General features: G+C 65.2%; 13 protein-coding genes. 9 read left to right on the top strand and 4 right to left on the bottom strand.

The window, feature by feature from the left end; all coding sequences use genetic code 11:
• Positions 1–258: 258 nt before the first annotated feature.
• Both QO014_RS07165 and QO014_RS07160 read left to right on the top strand, forming a co-directional pair.
• Positions 259–1158, top strand: coding sequence for a GntR family transcriptional regulator (locus QO014_RS07165; protein WP_266347993.1), 900 nt, complete (start codon positions 259–261; stop codon positions 1156–1158).
• Between the two features lie 100 nt (positions 1159–1258).
• Complete coding sequence (locus tag QO014_RS07160) at positions 1259–2515, top strand: MFS transporter (RefSeq protein ID WP_266347992.1); 1257 nt, start codon at positions 1259–1261, stop codon at positions 2513–2515.
• A 113-nt stretch (positions 2516–2628) separates the two neighbouring features.
• Here the strand turns inward: QO014_RS07160 and QO014_RS07155 are convergent, their stop codons facing one another.
• A complete protein-coding gene (locus QO014_RS07155) occupies positions 2629–3945 on the bottom strand; it encodes an amidase (RefSeq protein ID WP_266347991.1) in 1317 nt (438 codons plus the stop codon).
• Positions 3946–4129: 184 nt separating this feature from the next.
• Here QO014_RS07155 and QO014_RS07150 point away from each other — a divergent pair, with 184 nt between their 5' ends.
• Entirely contained in the window at positions 4130–4798 is a 669-nt protein-coding gene (locus QO014_RS07150) for an isochorismatase family protein (RefSeq protein WP_266347990.1), read from the top strand.
• Positions 4799–4992: 194 nt separating this feature from the next.
• Here QO014_RS07150 and QO014_RS07145 read toward each other — a convergent pair whose 3' ends face one another.
• On the bottom strand, positions 4993–5772 hold the full coding sequence (locus QO014_RS07145) for an SDR family NAD(P)-dependent oxidoreductase (RefSeq protein WP_266347989.1): 780 nt from the start codon (positions 5770–5772) through the stop codon (positions 4993–4995).
• Positions 5750–6277 (bottom strand): 2,4'-dihydroxyacetophenone dioxygenase family protein, encoded by a 528-nt coding sequence (locus tag QO014_RS07140; protein WP_266347988.1) that lies wholly within the window; start codon positions 6275–6277, stop codon positions 5750–5752. The genes QO014_RS07145 and QO014_RS07140 overlap by 23 nt, the downstream gene beginning before the upstream one ends.
• 580 nt (positions 6278–6857) lie before the next feature.
• Here QO014_RS07140 and QO014_RS07135 point away from each other — a divergent pair.
• The 5 genes from QO014_RS07135 (at position 6858) to QO014_RS07115 (ending at position 12290) form a co-directional block, all read left to right on the top strand.
• The gene (locus QO014_RS07135) at positions 6858–8375 is read left to right on the top strand and encodes a sugar ABC transporter ATP-binding protein (RefSeq protein ID WP_266347987.1); all 1518 of its coding nucleotides are present in this window, start codon (positions 6858–6860) and stop codon (positions 8373–8375) included.
• A 19-nt stretch (positions 8376–8394) separates the two neighbouring features.
• Positions 8395–9369, top strand: a complete 975-nt coding sequence (locus tag QO014_RS07130) for an ABC transporter permease (RefSeq protein WP_266347986.1) — start codon at positions 8395–8397, stop codon at positions 9367–9369.
• A gap of 31 nt (positions 9370–9400) precedes the next feature.
• Complete coding sequence (locus QO014_RS07125; RefSeq protein WP_266347985.1) at positions 9401–10402, top strand: substrate-binding domain-containing protein; 1002 nt, start codon at positions 9401–9403, stop codon at positions 10400–10402.
• A 65-nt stretch (positions 10403–10467) separates the two neighbouring features.
• On the top strand, positions 10468–11289 hold the full coding sequence (locus QO014_RS07120) for an NAD-dependent epimerase/dehydratase family protein (protein ID WP_266347984.1): 822 nt from the start codon (positions 10468–10470) through the stop codon (positions 11287–11289).
• A gap of 2 nt (positions 11290–11291) precedes the next feature.
• Positions 11292–12290: a hypothetical protein gene (locus tag QO014_RS07115; RefSeq protein ID WP_266347983.1), complete on the top strand. Its 999-nt coding sequence runs from the start codon at positions 11292–11294 to the stop codon at positions 12288–12290.
• Positions 12291–12300: 10 nt separating this feature from the next.
• Here QO014_RS07115 and QO014_RS07110 read toward each other — a convergent pair whose 3' ends face one another.
• Positions 12301–12945, bottom strand: a complete 645-nt coding sequence (locus QO014_RS07110) for a GntR family transcriptional regulator (RefSeq protein ID WP_266347982.1) — start codon at positions 12943–12945, stop codon at positions 12301–12303.
• Between the two features lie 239 nt (positions 12946–13184).
• Here QO014_RS07110 and QO014_RS07105 point away from each other — a divergent pair, with 239 nt between their 5' ends.
• On the top strand, positions 13185–14048 hold the full coding sequence (locus QO014_RS07105) for an SMP-30/gluconolactonase/LRE family protein (RefSeq protein ID WP_266347981.1): 864 nt from the start codon (positions 13185–13187) through the stop codon (positions 14046–14048).
• Positions 14049–14063: the final 15 nt, after the last annotated feature.

The raw sequence follows: 14063 nt of genomic DNA, 5'->3' as shown, positions 1-14063 counted from the left end.
CTTCCGGAGGGTGCAATCAGGCCGTAGTTTGTCCGGACAAAAGCATGCGGTGCGGCGATTTGAGGCCAAATTGCGCAACGACTTGCCGCGCTGCACAAATTGGGCGCAACGGCTCGCGCCGTGAGTGCTCTGGTCTGGTCGATGCCAGCCCGGCGGGTGGCGGAAGCGCTGCGGCCGGGCTATGATTGGACAGCAGATAAATCCGTCCAAAGCCGAAGATCCGGAAAAAAGCGGGCGGAACCGGGAGGAATGGCGGCGATGACAGTCGGAGCGGCATTGAAGACACGCAAGACGAGCACGGCGAAGAATGCAGATGCGGCGACCATCGAAGCCGGTGCAGCGGAATCGCTGGAAGAGCTGGTATCGGCCCCAGCGTCTGTCGTGGCGCCTGATCTGCGTCTGGTCGACACGGAGGCGGGCGATTCGACCCGCAAGGCCGGTTCGACGCCGCGCTATCTGACACTCGCCCGCGCGCTTCAGGACGCCATTCGCGCGGGTACCTATCCGGTTGGATCGCTCCTGCCGACCGAGGTCGAACTCGCGACGCTCTATAGCGTCAGCCGCCAGACTGTGCGCCAGGCGATCGGCGTCTTGCGCCAGCAAGGCCAGCTTTCCGCCCGCAAGGGCGTGGGTACGCGGGTCGAGGCTTCGGGCAGCCGGCGCCAATTCACCTATTCCGCCTCATCCGTTTCCGACCTGATCGAGATCGCGCATGACTGGGAGGTCGTGATCCATTCGAGCGAGATGGTGACGGCCCGTGGCGCGCTCGCGACCGAACTCGGCTGCCGCTCCGGTCATCGCTGGCTCCGGCTTGATTGTTCGCGCACGGTCGACGGCGAAAGCCGGCCGATGTCCTGGGTCGAGGTCTATCTCGACGGACGCGTGAGCCAGAATTTGAAGTTGCCGCGCACCATGCGCTCGGCGTTGTTTGCCATGGTCGAGAAGCAGACCGGCGAGATCTTCTCCGATATCCAGCAGGAGATTCGCGCGACCCTCATCGACGAGGCCATGGCCAAGCGCCTCGATGCGCCGGTGGGGTCGCCGGCATTGCAGATCACGCGGCGCTATTACAGCACCGGGCGGCGCCTCGTCGAGGTTGCGATCAACACCATGCCGGCGGATCGCTTCTTCTATTCGGTGGCGATCACGCGGAACTGACCCCTTCCGCCGACTGGCGGCGGGGCTCCGAGACCTGTTGCAAGGCGCGTCGAGTTCTGGTCTATGTTCGTACATATGAACGGGACCAGCCGCGCTGCACATGACTTCACGTGACATCCGACCGGACGCTTTCGACGTCCCGCTCGCTCCGAACCACGGTGTTGCCACCCGGGAACCCGAGCTTGCCGGCACGCTTGCCATCTGCACGGCGTCGCAGGTTCTGGCAACGGCCTCCGTGTTGGCCCTGGCGACGGTCGCGACGATCGTATCGGTCGATCTTGGCATATCGGCGCATCTGATCGGCTTCCAGGTGAGCCTGATCTATTGCGCCGGCATCATCGCTTCGGCGCTCGCTGGCGGCATGGTGAAGCGCTACGGCTCGGCGCACATCGCCCAGCTCGCGCTCTATTGCGCCGGCATTGGTCTGATCGGCCTGGCGAGCGGGATCCTGCCGGTGATGGTGCTGGCGTCGATGCTGATCGGCATCGGCTATGCGTTCAACAATCCGGCTTCCTCGCATATTTTGAAGCGCGTCACGCCGGCGCGACAGCGCAATCTCGTCTATTCGATCAAGCAGGCCGGCGTTCCCGTAGGCGGCATCCTCGCCGCGCTGGTGATGCCGCCCTTGAGCGCGGTGACGGGTTGGCGCGTCGCGCTGCTGGTCTTCGCCTTCGCGACGCTCGCGCTCGGCGCGGCCTTTTATCCGCGTCGGAAGGTCTGGGATACGGATCGCGACCCGACAGCTGCGGTCGTGGGCAGCATCTGGAAGGGCCAGAAGATCGTCTGGTCTATGCCGGGATTGCGCGCGCTCGCGCTGCTCGGACTGTTCTATTCCGCCATCCAGCTCTGTGTTTCCACCTTCACGGTGGCCATGCTCGTCGACGAGTTCGGCTGGACGCCGATCGCCGCGGGAACCATGGTGGCTGGCGTGCAAGCCTGCGGCGCCGTCGGCCGCATCGTCTGGGGCCTCGTCGCTGACTGGATCAAGTCAGGCTTCGCGGTGCTTTCGTTCCTGGGCGCGGTTACGGCCGCGTGCTGCTTCTTCCTCTATTTCGCGACCGGCACCGCCCAATTGGTGACGCTGATCGTGCTCTGCATCCTTGGCGGCTGCTCGATCGGCTGGAACGGCGTCCTGCTGGCCGAGACGGCGAAGTTGAGCCCCGGCGCGGCCGGGACGCTGACGGGCGAAGTGCTGACTTACACCTTCATCGGCGTGATGGTCGGCCCGTCGACCTACGCGCTGATCTATGGCGGCACGCAATCCTATACGCTTACCTTCTCGTTCTTCGGCGTGCTGGCGCTCGCCGGAACGGTGGTTGCCGCCATCGCCCATTTCAAGGTTCCGCACCGGCACTAAAGCGCTTCCGAGCGAAGTGGGCACCGGTTCGCGTGAAGGAAGCGCGATAAATCAAATGGTCTAGCCGGGCGCCGGCGCGCACTGCGCACGGCCGATAATCGGCCGGTGCCGGCTCAGGCCGGCTCGCGCACCGTCTCGGGCAGGCTCGAGGCGAGCGCCGCCGCCACGGCCAGCACCTGCCGGTCGAAGAAGCGCGGCCCGGTCAGGCTGACGCCGACGGGCAGGCCGTTCGCGCCGAAGAAGCCGGGCACGTTGACGACCGGCGCATGCAGCAGCGTCCAGATCTGGTTCTGCCCGGGATCGCCGTGCCAACGACCGGGCGGGGCCACGCCCGGCGCGCTCGGGGCGAGAATGGCATCGAAGCTCGATGCGATCTCCTCGAACGCGACCCGGCACGAAGCGGCCGTATCATAGGCGCGGACGAGATCGGCCCGCGAAAAACCATCGCGGTTCTCGGTGCGATGACGGAAATCCTCGTGCAGTGCGCCGAAATGCGCCCGGTAGAGATTCAGGAAGGCGCTGCGGCCCTCGCTGAACAGGATGACCCTATGGACATCGTTCAATGTCGCGAACACCGATGGCAGGGCGATCTCGACCACTTCCGCGCCTTCGGCGCGCATGTGGCGGACCGCCGCCAGGACGGCCTCGCGGCTGTCGGCGCTGGTCGCGTCCGGGAAGGGCAGGCAATAGCCGATGCGGCGGCCGGCAAGCGGGCCCGTGCGCGGCGGTGCATCGTCGACAATGCCATAGACTTCGGCCAGCAGATCGAGGTCCTCGACGCTGCGGGCGTACCAGCCGATCGTGTCGAAGGTGACCGAATAGAACTTGGCGCCTTCGCGGCTGACGGCGCCCCAGGTTGGCTTCAGCGCGAAGGCGCCGCAGAACGAGGCCGGACGGATGGTCGATCCACCCGTCTGCGTTCCGAGCGCCAGCGGCACCTGGAAATCGGCGACGGCGGCGGCCGAACCGCTCGACGAGCCGCCGGGCGAGCGGCTGAGATCATGCGGGTTGCCCGTCGGCGCATAGCGGCCGGCGGCGGCGAATTCGAGCGTCTCGGTCTTGCCGATGATCAGCGCGCCAGCGGCGCGCAATGTCTCGACACAGGCCGCATCCAGCGACGGCTGATGGGCGACATAGATCGGCGAGTTGTGCTGTGTCGGCATGTCGGCGGTATCGATCATGTCCTTGATGCCGATCGGCACACCATGCAGAGGTCCCTTGGACGGCGAACGGTCCAGCTCGCGCGCGGTCCGCAGCACCGCGTCGCGATCGACGAAGCTCCAGGCCTTCAGCGCGGGATCGCGTGCGGCGATCCGGTCGAGCAGCGCTCGGGCGAGCGCCTCCGACGTCAGCTCGCCGGCTGCGATCGCCGCGGCTGCGGCGGTGGCCGTCAGGCGATGCAGCCCTTCGGATGGGGTCGTCGTCGGCATCGCTCTCTCCTGTGGCATCGAGCTTGCTATGAGAAAATGAATGAGAAAATATGGTAGAAGAAAGACCGGACTTATGTAAACAAATCGATACAGAAAATCGTGATTTTAGCTGTCGATTGACGCCATGAGGGCCGATTGAAAGATCGGACTTAATATGGAAATTCGGCCAGATGCGAGGGATTCGATGCAGACGTCCAGCATGACCGCCAGGGAGATGTACGAGGCGCTGAAGGCCAATCCCGTCCATCCGCCCTTCGGCTTCGGCGAGAAGCCGATTCTCGTGAATGTCGATTTTCAGAAGGCCTATACGGCGGTCGGCCAGTTCGCGACTGCCTATGAGACCGACCCGCACCAGATTGATCATGTGAACCGTCTCGCGGCGATGTTTCGGGAGCAGGGCCTGCCCGTGGTGTGGACCTATGTCGGCTATGTCGCGTCGGGCGAGGATTGCGGCGTGTTCGGTTCGACAGGCGAGGGGCCGGACGCGCTGAAGAACGTCAAGCTCGGGGAGGCCCGTGCCGAGTTCGACGACCGCCTCGTCATCGAGCATGGCCGCGACATCATCTACAACAAGAAGATGCCATCGGCATTCCATGAGACGCCGCTGCAATCGCTCGCCGTCTGGCACCGCTGCGATACGGTGATCGTCACCGGCGGCTCCACATCAGGCTGTGTGCGGGCAACCGTCGTCGATGCGCTTTCGCGCGGCTATCGCACCATCGTGCCCGAGGAATGCGTCGCCGACCTGCATGAGAGCCCGCACTTCGCCAATCTCTACGACATGATGAAGAAATATGCGGACGTGCTGCCGGTGGCGGACGTCTATGCCCATCTTGCGGCGCGGCAAGGCTGAGGGGCCGGTTCGGGCGGCAGCGGAAGGTGAGTTCGTTGCTTCCGAGGTCTCGATTTGCCCTCGGGCAGCGCTCCAATCCGAGCGCTGCCTCCGGGGCCAGGCTATTTTCGTCACGGTCTCGGCGGTCGCGCCGGACGCTCAGGTCTGGTTTCGTCTTGGCGACGATGACCGCCCCATGAGCGATCAATGGGCGATCACGTGATCAGATAGCCGCCGTCGATGACGAGCACGGAGCCGGTAACGAAGCTCGCGAGCGCAGAGGAAAGAAACAGCACGCCGCCCGCCAGTTCCGAAGGTTCGCCCCAACGTTTCAGCGCCGTGCGGCCCGTGATCTGCGCATCGCGCGCGGGATCCTCGCGGATCGCCTTGGTCAGCGGCGTGGCGATCCAGCCCGGAGCGATGGCGTTGACGCGGATTCCCTCCGCGGCATAGGCGATCGCGAGAGACTTGGTGAGCTGGGCTATCCCGCCCTTCGAGGCCGAATAGGCGGGAACGAGGCCGCCGCCGAAAAAGGCCAGCATCGAGGCGGTGTTGACGATCGTCCCGCCGCGTTCGGCGAGACGCGCCCGCGCAGCGGCGCAAACCCGCATCGTGCCGTTCAGGTTGATGTCCACCACCTCATCGAACACGGCCGGGTCCAACTCGTCGCCGCGCCGGATGACTCCGGCGCAGTTCACGACATGATCAAGGCGCGGCAGCGCATCGATCAGCGCGGTCACACTGGCCGGTTCGCGAACATTGAGTTGCTCGATATGCGCACGCGCCAGCTCCGGAGCCTGCCGCGCGGCCTCGACCTCTCCCTTAGTGACGCCGGTTGCAAGCACGTCGGCACCAAGCGCCAGGAAGGCGGCGCTGATGGCGGCGCCGATGCCGGAGGTTCCCCCGGTGACCAGAACTTGCCGGCCGGAAAACAGATCCGGCCTCAGACAGGCCGCAACGTCGACCATGCGGTCAGCGGATGAATTGGTCGACATAATCTTCGCCCAGTCCGACTTTGGCGTAATGCGCGCGGCACATGTCGATCTTGGTGAACACGTCCTCGAAGCCGAGCGGCTCACCAAAGGCATCGACGTAATACATGATGCCGTTCACCTGGAAGAAGGTGATCATCTCTTCCACATCGTCCGGCACGACGAGCGTGTGCGTCTCGCCCGGCGGCTCGAATACGTAACCGCCTTCCTCCGCGATCCAGTCATGTTCCAGGTAGAACCACCGGCCTTTCAGCACGAGGCCATGCACTGCCTGTGGGTGGCGATGGCGCGAAAGGACGCCAGACTTCCTGACCCGCAGCAGGTTCATCCAATAGCCCTGCGATCGGTTGAGGCAGAGCGGGCGGAACCAGACATTCTCGCCTTGCGGCACCCAGATGCGCTCGTCCATCGGTATCGCCTCGGCGATCACGATATCGGGGAGTGCCTCCTTGGGGTTGGGATGCTGATAGGGCATCCGCGGGTTCGGGTCGGTCTTCATGGGAGGCATGGCTAGGTTCCTGGCCTGTTGCGCAAGTTGGCGATGCGGGCTTTTGGTGGGGCGGCCGGCGGCAATTTCGTCCGCTCTATCGGCGATGGCGGGGGTGGGCGCATTGCTGTTGCCGCTGGAGAGCGTCGGATGGGACCGATGACGCGCCGCCGACGGGGCATGGCCCGGCCGATCCGCGCCCATCCTCTTCTTCGATACCGCGATATCATATCTGATATACCAGTTCAAATGGCAATTCACTGAATGTGGATTGCCATGTCGGCGGAGCATCTCCGACGCGCTTGCGGGCCCCCGTGCCGGGCCCGTTCCGAGAGAGGCGACGAGGCAGGCATTGGGCCTTCGCGCCACGCGGCAGGACGTTGACATGAATTGGGCGCGAGCGTTCCGGGGGCTGTCCGGCGTGATCGCCTCCGCCTCCCGGGCACAAAGATCGCGGCCGATCTCGCCCGATCCGCTGGGTCTACAGGTAGGCTGACCGCCCCCGATCGGGACGAAGCCCTAAGCCGATCGCCGCGCTCTTGACAGTCAACTGGTATGTCAGATACCAAATATCAGTAGCGGTCGACCGGGGAGGGGTTGGATGCGTGCGGTCGTCTCACTTGAGGACGTGCGGAAGTCGTTCGGCGCCACGCGTGCGCTCGACGGGGTTTCATTCGATCTCGCCGAAGGTGAGGTCCATGCCCTGGTCGGCGAGAATGGCGCGGGCAAATCCACCCTCATCAATGTCCTTGCAGGCGTGGTTCGTCCCGATAGCGGGCGGCTCGTCGTCGACGGGGTTCGCCGGGATTTCCAGACGACGCACGACGCGAAGTCGGCCGGCATCGCCACGGTCTTTCAGGAACTCAGCCTCGTCGATGGCCTGAGCATCGCCGAGAACATCTGCGCCGGTCGCCCGCCGAGCCGGTTCGGCCTGATCGATCGGCGCAGCCAGTGGGCGCGTTCGGTCGAGGCCCTGCGCATGCTTGGGGTCCAGCTTCAGCCGGAAATGACGGTCGGACGCCTGCTGGCCAGCCAGCGGCAGCTGGTCGAGGTGGCCAAGGCGCTCGATCAGATCTCTGCTACAGCGGGGACCGAAGGCCGGGCGCGGGTTCTGATCCTGGATGAGCCGACCTCGGCACTGAATCCCGATGAGAAATCGGCGCTGTTCCGGGCGGTGCGTGCGCTGCGCAGCCAAGGCGTCGCCATCATCTATATCAGCCATCACCTTGATGAGGTTCTCGCGCTCGCCGACCGCATCACCGTGCTTCGGGACGGGGCGACGGTCTGGACCAGGCCGGCAGCCGGCATGGACAGCGACACCATGGTTCGCGCCATGGTGGGGCGCGACGTGCAGCGCGCCGTTAGGTCACGAGTGAGTGCCGGTGACGAGATCGCGCGGTTTGAAGATGTCGGCGCGCGCGGCCGGATCGAAGGCGTCTCGTTCTCGCTGCGCCGGGGCGAGATCCTGGGCGTGGCGGGCCTGGACGGTTCGGGGCGCGAGAGCGTGGCGAGGCTGCTCGCCGGGATCGAACGGTCGACCTCGGGACGGATCGTCCTCGCGGGCCGCGATCATCCCGGCTCGCTGCGGGCCGCCATGGCTCTGGGGCTCGGCTACGTGCCGGATGACCGCAAGACGCTCGGCCTGTTCCTCGACATGCCGATTGCCGAAAACGCCGTGGCGGCCGGGCTTTCCAGCGTGTCGCGGTTGGGCCTCATGAATGCCGATGCGATCCGTCTCGCGGGTGCCGGCGTCATGAAGCGTCATGGCGTGAAGGCGGACAGCCCCCGCCGTGCCGTGAGCGCGCTCTCCGGCGGCAATCAGCAGAAGGTTCTCTTCGGCAAATGGCTTCGGCGCGACCCTGCCATCCTGGTGGTCGAGGAGCCGACAAAGGGCGTGGATATCGGCGCCAAGCGCGACATTCACGATCAGCTCGTCGCCCATGCGAGGGCGGGGGCCGCCGTTCTGGTGGTCTCGTCGGACCTGCCCGAACTGCTGGAGCTCTCCGATCGGATCGCGGTTCTGCATCGCGGGCGTATTGCCGGGATCGTCGACGGTCCGACGGCAACCGAAGAGATGGTGATGACGCTGGCTGCCGGCGCAACACCCAGAGCTGCATGACCCACGAGGACATTCGATCGTGACCGCAACCATTGACCATCCCGCGCCGACATCGTCCAGACTCCGCCATCTCGGAAGCCTGCGCGAACTGGCGCTTCTCCTCATGATCGCGGCGCTGATCGCCGGCATGAGCATCCTGTCGCCCTATTTCCTGACGCCGGCAAACTTCCAGGCCATCGTCGTCGGCATGGTGCCGACGGCGATCATCGTCGTGGGCATGACGATCCTGCTGGTTTCGGGCTCGTTCGATCTCTCGGTCGGATCTGTCCTGGCGCTTTCGAGCACGGTCGTCGCGCTTCTGCTGCTCGCCAAAGTGCCGATACCGCTCGCCATTCTTGCGGCCTTGCTCGTCGGCGTCGGATTCGGTCTGGCGAACGGCCTGATCGTGACGATGCTCGGCGTCAACCCTCTCATCGCGACGCTGGGCACGATGTCGATCGCGCGTGGCGCGGCGCTTGTCTTTACCGAGGGGTTTTCGCTGTCGAGCCTGCCGCCCGCTTTCGGGGTCTTCGGCAAGACCCAGATTCTGGGCCTGCCTTTGATGGCCTGGATCATGGTGGCCATCGTGATTGCCGGCGACGTGGCTCTGCGTCGGACCCGCTTCCTGCGTCAGGTCTATTTCATCGGCGGGAGCGAGAAGGCCGCCGCCCTCTCCGGAATCGCCGTCAATCGTGTCCGCATCGTGTGCTTCGTGGTCTCGGGCCTGCTGGCGTCCGTCGCGGGCGTGCTGCTCGCGTCACGGTTGATGAGTGGAACGCCGACCGCCGGCAACGGGCTGGAGCTGCAGGCTCTGGCGGCAGCTGTGATCGGCGGCGCGAGCCTGCGGGGCGGAGAGGGAACGATCTTCGGCGCCGTCCTCGGCGTCGTGTTCGTGGCGCTCATTTCCAATGCGATGACCATGCTGGCCGTGTCGATGTACTGGCAGATGATCGTGACGGGGCTCGTTCTCGTCATCGCCGTGGCGGTCGACATGCTGACCCGGCGAAAGAGTTGAAGACTGCTGCTTTCAAGAGGAGGAAAACGCAATGGAAAAAGCTGAACTGAACCGTCGTGGCCTGTTGGCCGCCATCGCGGCTGCCGGCGTCGGAGCCGCCGTGCCGCTGGCCGCTGGCTCGGCCACCGCCGCCGCCGCCGAGGCGAGCGACGCCGAATATGTGTTCCTGTCGATCGTGACGCAGGTGCCCTTCTGGGTCGATCATCGCGCGGGTCTCGACGCCGCGGCGGCCGATCTCGGCGTCAAGACCACCTTTACCGGACCGCTCGATTTCGACACGGCGGGCCAGGCACGCCAGCTCGACGAGCTGATCGCCCGCCGGCCGGCCGGACTGCTGATTTTTCCGGGTGATGCCGCCGCATTGGCGCCCGGCATCGACCGCGCCATCGAAGCCGGCATTCCGGTTGCCTGCATCATTGGCGACGTGCCTGAATCCAAGCGCACGGCCTTCCTCGGCATATCGAACTATGACGCCGGCCGGGTCGGCGGCGAGATGCTGGCGGAGGCGGTCGGCGGCAAGGGCAAGGTTCTGCTGGGAACGTTCCCGGCCCCGTCAACGCTCGACCGCGTGAGGGGCTACAAGGACGTCTTCGCGGAGAAATATCCCGAAATCGAGGTCGTCGATGTCGTGAACGACAAGGCCGATCCATCCTACGCGCCGACGGCCTATTCCCAGGCGCTTCAGGCCCATCCCGATGTCGTCGGCATCGGCGGCACGGATGGCGACAGCGGCAAGGGGGCTGCTCTGGCCGTGGTCGAACTCGGCAAGGTCGGTGCCGTCAAGATCGTCGCCATGGATCGCAATTCGGACATGCTGCCCTACATCGCCGACGGAACCATTGATGGTGCCGTCGCGCAGAAGAGCTGGCTGGAGAGCTATCTGGCGGTCCACCTTCTGCACTGGCTGCACGAGAACAAGATCCAGATCGTGAAGGACAGCGCCAAGGCCGGGATCAATCCCCTGCCAGATACGGTGTCCACGGGCGTGATGCGCGTAACCAAGGCCAATGTGGCCGAGTTCATGTCAGCCTGAGTCCTGACGAAGGACAGGGCCGTCGACCCGGATGGGCCGGCGGTCCGTCGTTGAAGAATGGGCCGATGGTCAAGAATATCGTTGTTACCGGCGCGGCCGGCCATCTCGGTGCAAAGCTGGCTTTGCATCTCCAGCAGGAAGGGCACCGCGTAACGGGGCTCGACCGGATCGCGGCGTCGGGGCCCGTGCCGATTCACGCGGCCGACCTGTCGCGCGCCGATGATGGATGGGCACGGCATCTGGAGGGGCAGGATGCCATCGTGCATCTGGCTGCCGATCGCTCGCCCGATGCCGGCTGGAAGACGGCGGTGCCCCACAATATCGATGCCGTGCTCAACCTGTTCGAGGCGGCGCGTCGGGCGGGGGTGCCGCGCGTGGTGTTCGCCAGCTCGAATTGGGTTCTCGGCGGCTATCGCTTCCGCAAGGATCGACTGGGCGCCGACACCGTACCCGATCCGGTCAATCCCTACGGCATGTCAAAACTGGCCGGCGAGCGGATCGGCGCCCATTTTTCTGCCGCGCATGGGCTCAGCGTGATCTGCCTGCGCATCGGCTGGACCCAGTGGACACATGGCAACCGGCCCGGCCCACACATGGCGATGGGCCGATGGGGCCAGCAGATGTGGCTGAGCGACCGTGATTTCCTCGATGGGACAACGGCCGCCGCGACAGTGGCGCATGAAGGCTTCGCTATCGTCAACCTGATGTCCGACAATCCCGGGATGCGTTGGTCGCTCGACGAGACGCGCGCCGTTCTCGGGTTCTCTCCCCAGGATGGCGCGGCGGCCGTGTTGCCTTTCCGCGTTCGGCTGACCGAATGGGGCGCGTGGGTGGCCAAGGTCGGCATTCCGCGCCTGACGGCCCGGTTGACCGGCTCGGACTGGTAGCGATGGACGCGGAGCGACAGCTACTGGAGGATATCGAGCAGGAGGAGCGCGGCTTTCTCCGGCTGGAACTGGGACAAGGCGCCTCGCTGGTGGTCAGCGCCAGTGGCGGGCGTGTCTTTGGTCCGTTCATGGATGGCAACGATCCGCTCGGCTGGTGCCCGGACCGGCCGGAATTTGCGCGGATGCTTCGCGAGCATCAATGGAATATCGGCGGAGAACGCGTCTGGCTCGCCCCTGAGGGGCTGTTCAATTTCACCGACCCGAACCACGTCATCGAGACCTATCGGGTTGATCCGTCTCTCGATCCCGGGTCATGGCGGTTGGAGAGGCGAGGCGCGGGCTGTCTTCTCTCTCTGGATGCGGATGTCGCACTCGCTTCCGGCACGGGCTCCATCGGGGTGCGGATCAGTCGAACGATCGAGCCCTTTGCGACGAATGCAGCAGTCGGGGCGCGTGCCGTCGCCGGCTATCGGCAGCGGGTCGAGGTTCGGCAGACGGGCGGCGAAACGCTGCCGCTCGTGCCCTGGATCATCCGTCAGGTCGCGCCGGGCGGCATGGCGTTCGCCTCCGCCTCCGATGGCGGCACGACAACCGCGATATTTGGCGACCCGCCCCGTTCGGCGCTGAAGGCGCGCGACGGCCACTGGCAGGTCGATATGTCGGGGCCTGGCTTCTACAAGGTCGCCTGCCATCGGGACGCGATCGGTCGCGGCGACATGGGCTATCTCAAGGCGTTCGGTGCAAACACGGCCTTTGCCGTGCTCTGCCAGCCGGTCCTGGCCGTTGCGTCAGCCTACCCCGAAACCTTGCCTCTCGATCGCGCCGCGACCGGGCAGGCGGCTGCCCTGTTCTATGATTCGGGCCGCTTCGGCGCTTATGGCGAACTCGAACTCTACGGGCACCGAACGCCCGCGGGCCGCGGCGTTCTGGAAACCGACTGCCTGCTCCTGCGGGGAGCGGCGGCCGAGCTTCGCCAACGGATTGGGTTGGCCGACGACTGACGGTCGCCGATCAGGCGACCGAGATGTCCTCTATGCCGATCTCGTAGGTCTCCTGCGTCCGTCCGATGTGGCGATCGAGAACGTCGAGCAGCGCGTCGATATCGCGCCTGCGAACGGCATCGACAATCTCGCCATGCTCCTTGAGCGAAAGGTTGGTGTGCTGCGGCTTCTGGGCCAGATGCGTTCGTAGCGCCGAGATCTTGCCGGAATAGATGCCATAGGCGTTCTTGAGATAGGAGTTCCCGCAATTGGCAAAGAACGCCAGGTGAAAATCCGTATCTAGTTCCAGATATTTGCGGGTGTCGCCCTTCCCCAGCGCCTTCTTCATCTTCGCTTCGATGGCCTCGAGATCACGAAGCAGCGGCGCCGGGTTCTCAGCCATGGCTATCTGCAGTGCTGCCTTCTCGAGCGCCCGTCGAAAAGCGCAGATCTCGCGCACCTCGCGCGCGCTGAGCGTGAACACCCGTGCGCCAGACTGGGGCACGACGGTCACCAGGCCCTCATGCTTGAGCTGGGCCAGTGCTTCGCGCACGGGCGTCTTGGAAACCTTGAGATCAGCGGAAATGCCCCGTTCGGATATGGACGAGCCGAGCGGAAGATCCCCGTCCACGATCATGGACCGGATGCGGTCCGTGACGAGGGCGGTCAGGGACAAGGGGCGCTCCAGTTCCATTATATCGACTCCTGTAAATTTCATTCTACTATGGTATTTGGTGCACCAGATGTCAAAGTCGAGCTGGCGGTCCGTTGCGATATTTCGCTGAGCGGGCTCGTCTGGGCCAGATAGCCCGTCGCCTGTGAACGATCAGCCACGACAGCGCAATCACCCTCTTGACTGGTATATCAGATGGCAGATATCTTCCATCCCACAGACGTGACCGGGGAGGGCGCGACGTGGAGGCGAGACTTGCTGTCGACTGCCGCAACAGGCATGGCGAGGGTGTCCTGTGGAATCCGCTCGATCGGCGGGTTTGGTGGACGGACATCCATGGCCAGGCGCTGTGGTGGTACGAGCCGGCATCCGAGAGGAGCGGGCGGATCGAGCTTCCCCGCCGTCTCTGCGCCTTTGCTCCGCGCAGTCGCGGCGGGTGGATCATGGCCTTTGCCGACGGCGTGGAGCTCTGGTCGGGTGACTTGCTCGAGGCGCAGAGGCTCTTTGCATTCGAGCCCGGGAACGCCGATACGCGCTTGAATGACGGCCGCACGGATCGTCAGGGGCGGTTCGTCGTGGGCGGGATGAACGAAGCCTCCGGTGATCCCGACAGCTCCGTCATCCGGGTGAATGCGGATCTGGGCGTCGAAACGCTGATCGATGGCGTCGCCTGTGCGAATTCGACGTGCTTTTCGCCGGACGGCTCGGTGATGTACTTCGCCGATACGCCGGAACGCCGCATCCGTGCCTACGCTTATCGGCAGGATGGGCTCGGTCCCGCCCGTGTCTTCGCGGAGATGTCGGCCGAGCCGGGGCTGCCGGACGGATCCTGCGTGGATATCGAGGGCGGGGTCTGGAACGCCGAATGGGAGGGCGGACAGGTCGTCCGCTACGGCCTCGACGGGCGCATCACGCACCGGGTCACGCTTCCCGTGCCGAAAGCGACCTGTTGCGCCTTCGGGGGCGACGATCTCGCCACCCTCTTCATCACTACGTCGCGCCTGATGTCGGGCGCCGAAGATCTCGAACGGGCCCCGCTGTCGGGCTCGCTCTTCGCCATCCGTCCGGGCGTTCGAGGGGTCGCCGACACTCCGTTCGCCGGCTGATTGACTGCAATAACC

Source organism: Kaistia dalseonensis, assembly GCF_030814715.1.
In the GTDB taxonomy this organism is placed as follows: Bacteria; Pseudomonadota; Alphaproteobacteria; order Rhizobiales; family Kaistiaceae; genus Kaistia; species Kaistia dalseonensis.
Note: the sequence above shows the minus strand (reverse complement) of the source record. Positions and strands in the feature narration are given on the sequence as shown.